This is a genomic window from Mycobacterium sp. 852002-10029_SCH5224772, from assembly GCF_001667315.1.
In the GTDB taxonomy this organism is placed as follows: domain Bacteria; phylum Actinomycetota; class Actinomycetes; order Mycobacteriales; family Mycobacteriaceae; genus Mycobacterium.
The window spans coordinates 24,438-31,764 of record NZ_LZHT01000119.1 but is presented as its reverse complement, the minus strand read 5'-3'; the positions used below and the strand labels follow the sequence as shown (position 1 = coordinate 31,764).

Genomic DNA, 7,327 nt, shown 5'->3' with positions numbered 1-7,327 from the left:
CAGCGCCGAGCCCGGAGACCGGGAGGCGATCGACGCACTGCGCCAAGCCGCCCAATCGGTTGGCCGCGGCGACGCGAGCGCGGCCGCGGACTTGAGCAAGCGCGCGTTAGAGCTGTTGCCCGCCCACGACCTTGACTACGGGTCACTCGTGGCCGAGACGGTGGAGTGGCTCAACCGGGCCAGCCGTCACCGGGAGGCCGAAGAGTTGGCCGTGGTGGCGCTCTCGCAGGCGGCCTCGCCCGAAGCGGAGGCCGAGATCCGCCTCCGGCTCCCGGCGCACACCCAGCACAGCACCCAGCGGCGCGTGGCGGAGAATCGGCAGGCGCTCGAGTTGAGCGAGATCAGCGACGTCACCAGGGCACGACATCTGGCCTGGCTGGCTTACAACCTGCTGTACGACCGCCGCGGCCAACATCGCGCGGCCGCCGACGAGGCTGCCGCGGCCGCGGCAGCCACCGATGATCTCGAGGCCAGGGTCGTGACCGATGTCACCCTGGCTCGTCTCGACGGCGGCGACGGGTACGCGGGCCGCGCGCTATGCCGCCTGGAGAAGGCTTGCGCGCTTGCCCGCGCGGGTGATGTGCACACAGATCATTACTTGGCCGCTGCCATGCAGTACGCGAACCAGCTGGCGGTGGTCGGCCGGTTGGACGACGCTGCGGTCCAGGTCGGCGACGAAACAGCGCACGCCCGCCGGGAAGGCAACGCGATGGCCCTTGATATGTGGGCCCTGGTTGTCGGGCGTGTCCATCTCGCTGCGGGCCGGTTGTCGGCCGCTCGCGCCGCGGTTGAGTCCCAACCACCCCCACAGTCGACAGGGGCGACCGAGGCGGACATGTTGCGCATGAGAATTCTGACCGAGGTGGCGGTGCGCACCGATGACCGAAACTTGTTGCAGCAAACGGAAATTGACGCTCGCGCCGCCTACCCCACCGGCTCATCTTTTGTACGTCGGATGGCAACGCACGCGTTGGCGCGGGCGGCGTGGCAGCGCGACGACGTCCATGAAGCAGTGCGCTGGCTCGGCGGCGACATGGCCCGACTCGGGACACCACTCACGCCCGAGGTCTTAGATCTGGTGATCTTGAGTGCCCAGGTGGCCTCGGCCGCAGGTGATGCCGGCTTGCGCGCACGGGTCCTGCAGGCCACCGAGGCGCTGGAGCGTGAGCGGCCACCGGTGCCGCTGTTCGCCGGGGTCGCCGGATACGCCCGCGGGATACTCGAACGTGACGCCCAGGCGCTGGCAGCTGCCGCTGGGTTGCTTGAATCGTCGGAGCGGCCGCTTCTTTACGCCGCTGCGGCCGAGGATGCCGGCGCTGAACTGGCCCGCACCGACCGCGCTGATCAGGCGGTCGATCAGCTCAATGCCGCATTCGACACCTACATCGAGTGCGAGGCGCTTGCCGATGCCCGCCGGGTGGGCCGCGCGCTGCGCCGATTAGGCGCGGAACGCCGCATCGTCACCCGACCACGGGCAAAAACGGGCTGGGGCAGCCTCACTGATTCCGAACACACCGTCGTCCGTCTGATCGCCGCAGGCGCGACCAACCGCTCCGTTGCCCAGCAACTGCACCTGTCCCCGCACACCGTCAAGACCCACGTGCACCACGCATTCGCCAAGCTCGGCATCACGTCCCGCGCCCAATTGGCGCAGCTCGTGCGCGGCGCTGATTGATCGACACGTCAAATACGGGCCGCCTAGTGCTGCATCCATCCGGCCCTAAACATCAACCCTCGGGCGATGGATTTGCGCTGCCCGCACGACGACCGTAGTAGTTGACAACCAATCGCGTACTCACCCGAGCGACGCTCGAGCGTAGCCATACCCACCCGCCAGTGAGCACACAAGGGAAAGAGCGAACAATGCTGAACGCAGCCTACGGAATGCTGGCGATGTTGCCAGTGACGTTCTGGGTTGCCCGGGACGACGATGGTGTCGTGATGACGGCAAGCCGGCCCAGTCCGATCACCGAATCAGCAAGCCAGCCTATCGATATCGACCCGAAAGCACGACGCGCCGGCAATGGCGAACTTGCAATCATCATCCAACGATTGCGTGCCAAACGGTCGCAAAAGCGCCGTGAACAAAGGGAATTCGAGGCATGGCTACAGATAACCGCGAACCCACTTCGGTAGTGGTCGTCGACCATCCGGATAACCAGACGATGTTGGCCGCACCCGCCGAGCCCGATCAATCTTCTCGATTATGCCGCCGGTGTCATGGCCTGGTTCAGCTCGGTCGTCGAACATCTCGGCGCTGCTAGTACTAGACCGGTCCGGCCCTAAACATCAATCCTCGGGCGATGGATTTGGGCTGCCCGCACGACGACCGTAGCAGTCGACAACTAATCACGTTCTCGCCCAATGCGACGGCCCAGCCAGGCCGCACACCGTGTCGGTGAGCACAAAAGGAAAAGAGCGACAATGTTGAATGCGGCGCTTCGAATACCGGCGATGAACGCCGGTCACGCCAGCTCGCTCGGCGAACCGGCAAGCAGGACTGCACATCTCGGTGCGCAGGCAGGTCAGGCTAGCTGAGATGACAACGACGACATCAGCCACACTCGAGATACACAGCGCTGCGGACAACTTCGACAAGATGCGCGACTTTGCAGCACGAGGACAGCAACCGGCCGGCGATGGCGAGTGCAACTCCTCGACGACACGTTGGCTGGAATCCTCGCCCCGAAACATGGCCATGTCTGGTAGCAAAGCGATGACGCCACGGACGCCGCCAACGCGATGCGGCCGTAACCGAACACCCGGCGCACACCGATCGCCGGCCTGCAACCGCATGGTTACCACGAGCGATGGCATCTCGCTGTCCGTTCGTGACTGGGGATCACACGCCGCCGGCCATACAGTCGTACTTCTCCATGGCTTTTGCCTGAACAAAGAGTCCTGGAACATCCAGATGACGCAGCTGATCCGTCGCTGGGGCAACAACATCCGGATCATCAGTTACGACCACCGTGGTCACGGCGACTCCGGCAATGCGTCAATGCACACCTACCGGATCGACCGACTCGCCGACGACCTCGCCGAGTTGCTGGTCACGCTTGGCGTTACGGGCCCGCTCACCCTGGTGGGGCACTCGATGGGCGGCATGACGGCCTTGGCCTATCTTCGCCGGCCGCCCGGCAAGCGTCCCGTCGAGCCGGAGAGCCTTGTTCTCGTCGCGACCGCCGCGGGAAATCTCGGTAAGCACGGCCTCGGCCGGCTGCTGAGCACCCCCGCGACAAGCGTGCTCTACCACCTCGTACACCGAATGCCCCGCGCGGGTACCGATCAGGTAGTTCAATTCCTGGCCCGGCCGGTGTGCGCGGCACTTACCAGACATGGCGGATACGGTGCAGTCGCCCCGAAATCGTTGGTCGCTATGTCCGCGGCCGATATCAACGCCACCCCGTCGACGACCAAAGTCGGCTTCCTGCGCGGTCTAAAAGAATACGACTGCTCTCAGGCCCTGGGCTCGATCACGGCCACGACAACCATCATCAGTGGAGGAGCGGACAAGCTCACGCCGATGTGGCACGCCCGCGAGCTGGCCGACGGTATACCCGGCGCGACGCTCATCCATCGGCCCACCGCAGGGCACACGCTTTTGCATGAAGTCCCGCAGGTGGTCACCGAAGCCATCAGCTCCGCCATCGCCGCCGACGGCCCGGCTCTCGCGGCTGGAAGCCGGGTAAGTCGGTTGGCACAGTCCGACGCCGTAGCCCTGGTAGCCGACTATGGCCATTCCGGAGCGGGTGCCCCAGGCGGTTCCGCAGCGTCGGGAAAACCGCAAGGCGGCCACCACAGTCGAGCAAGCTAGCGCCGCATTTAAGCCGAGCGTCGTCGCTAACTGACCGTTCGGCGGGCTGGGGCTGCGGTGAACGCGTCTCAGCCCGCCGAATTCCATGCGAGGCCGTAACCGTGACCACCCCGCCGCGGCCCGCCGATCGCATCACCACATTCGCCGGCTCCGTGGATCTCTCTGGATTCGCACCGTTGCTTTCGCCGCTGATGTTCTTCTCAAACGAGAATTCTAGGCCGCCAATGACTCTGATCGTGTGACTTGCCGCGATCTTGCTGACGACCTTGGTTGCGGACGCACCAGCGCGCAGCAACTGCATCCTCCTCACACCGTGAGGCAACGCATGCGCCGCGGATTGACGAGTCTGTCAACTAGCAAGGCCACTAGGTATACACCGACCCGGCCCTAAAGATCATCCGTTGGGCGATGGTGGCGGCGGTGTCGGGCTGCCAACGTAGTGATTGAACTCCGGATCGCCGTGACCGCGGCCGCTCAACCAGGAACCGGCGCCGGAGAGCAACCACATAGAGAAGTTGAGAAAACGATGATGAGCACATTTCTGGGGATGTTGATGATGGTGCCGGTGGTGTTCGGCGTCGGTGGGTACATGTTGGTGAGCCGACGACCATGAGCACGCCGAAGACGACGACGGACCGCCCTCCGGCGCCCTCGAGATGTGTCACTTTGAGACGCTCACTCACCTCATGTTGAGACGCCCACCATCCGCGCGCCGCAGTGTCATGAGTTGCAGGAGTTGTTGCAGGAGTCGCTGCATCGACCGGAACAGGGAGGAATCACGGTGAGCGGGCACAGCGCGAGCGCGGTTCACGAAAAGATCCTCTGCGGACCACTGGCGGGTCACGCGGGAAGTGGGTCCGCCAGCTCAAACGGGCACCACCAGCGTGCGCCGGAGGCAATCGCGGAGAACGCATCTGATTCAATAGGGTCACCGCAATTGCCGGGCGGAACGAGTCCGCCCGACCCTGCAGGGAACAATTGGGATGCCGAGACGTCAGCGCCCACGCAGGATGCGGCAACGCCCAGCGTTCCCAAACGGCCGCTGGGTTCAACGGATTCGCGGAGTTCGAACGTGACCGGCTCAGCTGAACGCAGCGACAGCGGCATCGGAGAAGCCGCTGCGCGAGCAATTCTGCTCGCCACCAAGCTGCACGTCCCGGCTATCGGGCCACAGCTCGTTCACCGCACCGCCCTGCTCGACGCATTGTCGGCGGGACGTAGCCGCAAGCTGACCCTGCTGAGTGCGCCGGCGGGCTGGGGCAAGACGACAGTACTGGCGCAATGGGCCCAGGGCGCGGCCGAGGACCAGCAGTTCGCCTGGCTGTCGCTTGATTCTTCCGACAACGACCCGGTGTGGTTTTGGATGTACGTGGTCGCCGCGCTGCAGACGGTCAATCCTGGGGTGGGGATTCGCGCGGTCGAACTCCTGAAGATGGGCGCCGACCCTACGCAGGTCGTCCTGCCCACCCTGCTGAATGATCTGGACACAATCGCCGACCCGATCGTGCTCATTCTTGATGACTACCACCTGGTGGTACGTCGAGCGGTTCACGAGCAGCTGGCGTTCGTAATCAGCCGGATGCCGGCGAATCTTCACCTGGTGTTGGCCACCCGATCGGATCCGATGTTGCCGTTGGCCCGGCTGAGGGCCGGCGGCGATCTTGCCGAGATGCGAGCCGACGATTTACGTTTCGGGGCCAGTGAGGCGGAGCAACTGCTGAACGATGTCCTCGGGCTGGACCTGCCTGATGCGGATATTCACCTGTTGCACCGACGCACCGAAGGGTGGGCCGCCGGCCTCTACCTCGCGGCTCTCTCGCTTGCCGGGCGTGCCGATCCCGCCGCGTTCATCAGGACGTTCGCGGGCGATAACCGTCATATCGTCGACTACTTGATGGCCGAGGTGCTCGACGGTCAGCCGCCGGAAATACGCAGCTTCTTGCTACGTACCTCGGTCTTGCGACGGCTCAACGGTGCGCTGTGCGACGCGCTGCTGCAAACCTCTGGCTCGGCCGCGGTCTTGAAGAAGATCGAGCGCGAGAACCTGTTTGTGGCGCCGCTGGACATGTCGCGTCACTGGTATCGCTATCACCAGCTGTTCGGGGAGTTGCTGCGCACCGAGTTGCACCGCACCGAGCCCGATCTGGTCGCCGATCTGCACCGACGAGCCGCGGCCTGGTTCGAGGCCGAGGGCCTCAACGATGAGGCGGTGCGCCACCTGGTCGCTGCCGGTGACATCTCGCGCAGCGCCGATCTGATCGCCGCGGACTGGGTCAATGAGTTCAACGGGGGCGGGCTGTCGACCGTCTCCGGTTGGCTTGACCTGCTTCCCGACGAGACCGTCCTGCAGGATCCGCGGCTGAGCGTGGCCCGCGCCTGGATCGCCCTCAGCCAGGGTCAACTCGACGACGCCGCCGAGTGGATCGAGGCGGTCGAGGCCGGATGCCCGGCCGATGGTGGCGCCATCAGCGCTCAAGTCGTCGTGTTGCGCGCGGTTCACTCGTTCAAGACGGCTGAAGTCGCCGCGGCGCTCGAGGAGGCTCGCCGCGCGGTCACCCTCGATCTCGGCGAAGCGCCGCCGGGCCGATCAAGCGCATACTGCGTCTACGGGTCCGCCCTCTACTTCTCGGGCAGCACCCATGAGGCGCAAGGCGCCTTCCGGCGGGCCGTGCAGCAGGCCGAGAAGGCGGGCGACCGCCGCGCCCGCATCGGCGCGTTGGGCTATCTGGCGCTGATCTCGGCCGAACTCGGTCAGCTCGCAGACGCTGAACGCCAGATCCGCCGGGCTTCCGGAAGCTCCCGGGACCTCGCGGATGGGGAACATTTCGTGGACGTGATGGTGTCGCTTGCCGCGGCCGAACTCCTCGCCCTGCGCGGCGACGCGACTGCCGCGGTGGCCGCCGCGGACATGGCCGTCCTATCGGCCCGTCAAGGCGGAGCAGTCCTCGAGGTGGCCAAGTCCCTGTTGGTAAAAGCGGACATCTTCGAGCACCTCGGCGACCACCAGACCGCGACCGCGAGCCTCGAAGAGGTCGGCACGCTGGTGCGCGGTTGCACCGATGCCGGCGTCGCCCCGAAGCTGCTCGCTTCGGCCGAGCGCCACGCGGGCGTCGCGGTGCGTTCGCGCCACAACGAGCGCGCGGTCGTTGAGGCGCTGACCCCCAAGGAGCTTGAAGTTCTTCGCCTGCTCGCCACCCGGTTATCGCGGCGTGAGATCGGTGAGCGGCTCTACGTCTCGCTCAATACCGTGAAGACCCACCAGCGCGCCGTGTACCGCAAGCTCGGCGTCGAGCACCGCGGCGCGGCGGTCAGCCGGGCGCGAGAACTCGGCCTGCTGTAGTTCGCCCGCCGACGCCGCGGCAGACGTTCCTGATCACGAATCGCCTTGTCTGAGAACGCCTTTGATAACACAGAAGGGCAGTGACCCAGCCGCAGCCAGGGAAACCGGGAAGGGGACCAGGACATGCTTACTGCCGCTATGAGGCCTCAGGCCCGATTAGTGTCGTCGAG

The 7,327-nt window shown here is 65.4% G+C and carries 4 protein-coding genes; all 4 read left to right on the top strand.

Features of this window, described 5'->3' with window-relative positions:
• The coding region (locus A5775_RS21535) for a helix-turn-helix transcriptional regulator (protein WP_231995242.1) at positions 1-1,675 on the top strand (1,675 nt) is incomplete at its 5' end.
• Positions 1,676-1,863: 188 nt separating this feature from the next.
• Positions 1,864-2,136: a hypothetical protein gene (locus A5775_RS25565; protein WP_231995241.1), complete on the top strand. Its 273-nt coding sequence runs from the start codon at positions 1,864-1,866 to the stop codon at positions 2,134-2,136.
• A 403-nt stretch (positions 2,137-2,539) separates the two neighbouring features.
• Positions 2,540-3,817, top strand: coding sequence for an alpha/beta fold hydrolase (locus A5775_RS21530; protein WP_082953112.1), 1,278 nt, complete (start codon positions 2,540-2,542; stop codon positions 3,815-3,817).
• A gap of 1,072 nt (positions 3,818-4,889) precedes the next feature.
• A complete protein-coding gene (locus A5775_RS21525) occupies positions 4,890-7,157 on the top strand; it encodes a LuxR C-terminal-related transcriptional regulator (RefSeq protein ID WP_067256879.1) in 2,268 nt (755 codons plus the stop codon).
• The last annotated feature ends 170 nt before the right edge of the window (positions 7,158-7,327 follow it).

What these genes read in the sequence shown, in the direction of transcription:
- A5775_RS25565 (WP_231995241.1), top strand. Translation starts at nt 1,864, where the DNA reads ATGCTGAACGCAGCCTACGGAATGCTGGCGATGTTGCCAGTGACGTTC.
- A5775_RS21530 (WP_082953112.1), top strand. Translation starts at nt 2,540, where the DNA reads ATGACAACGACGACATCAGCCACACTCGAGATACACAGCGCTGCGGAC.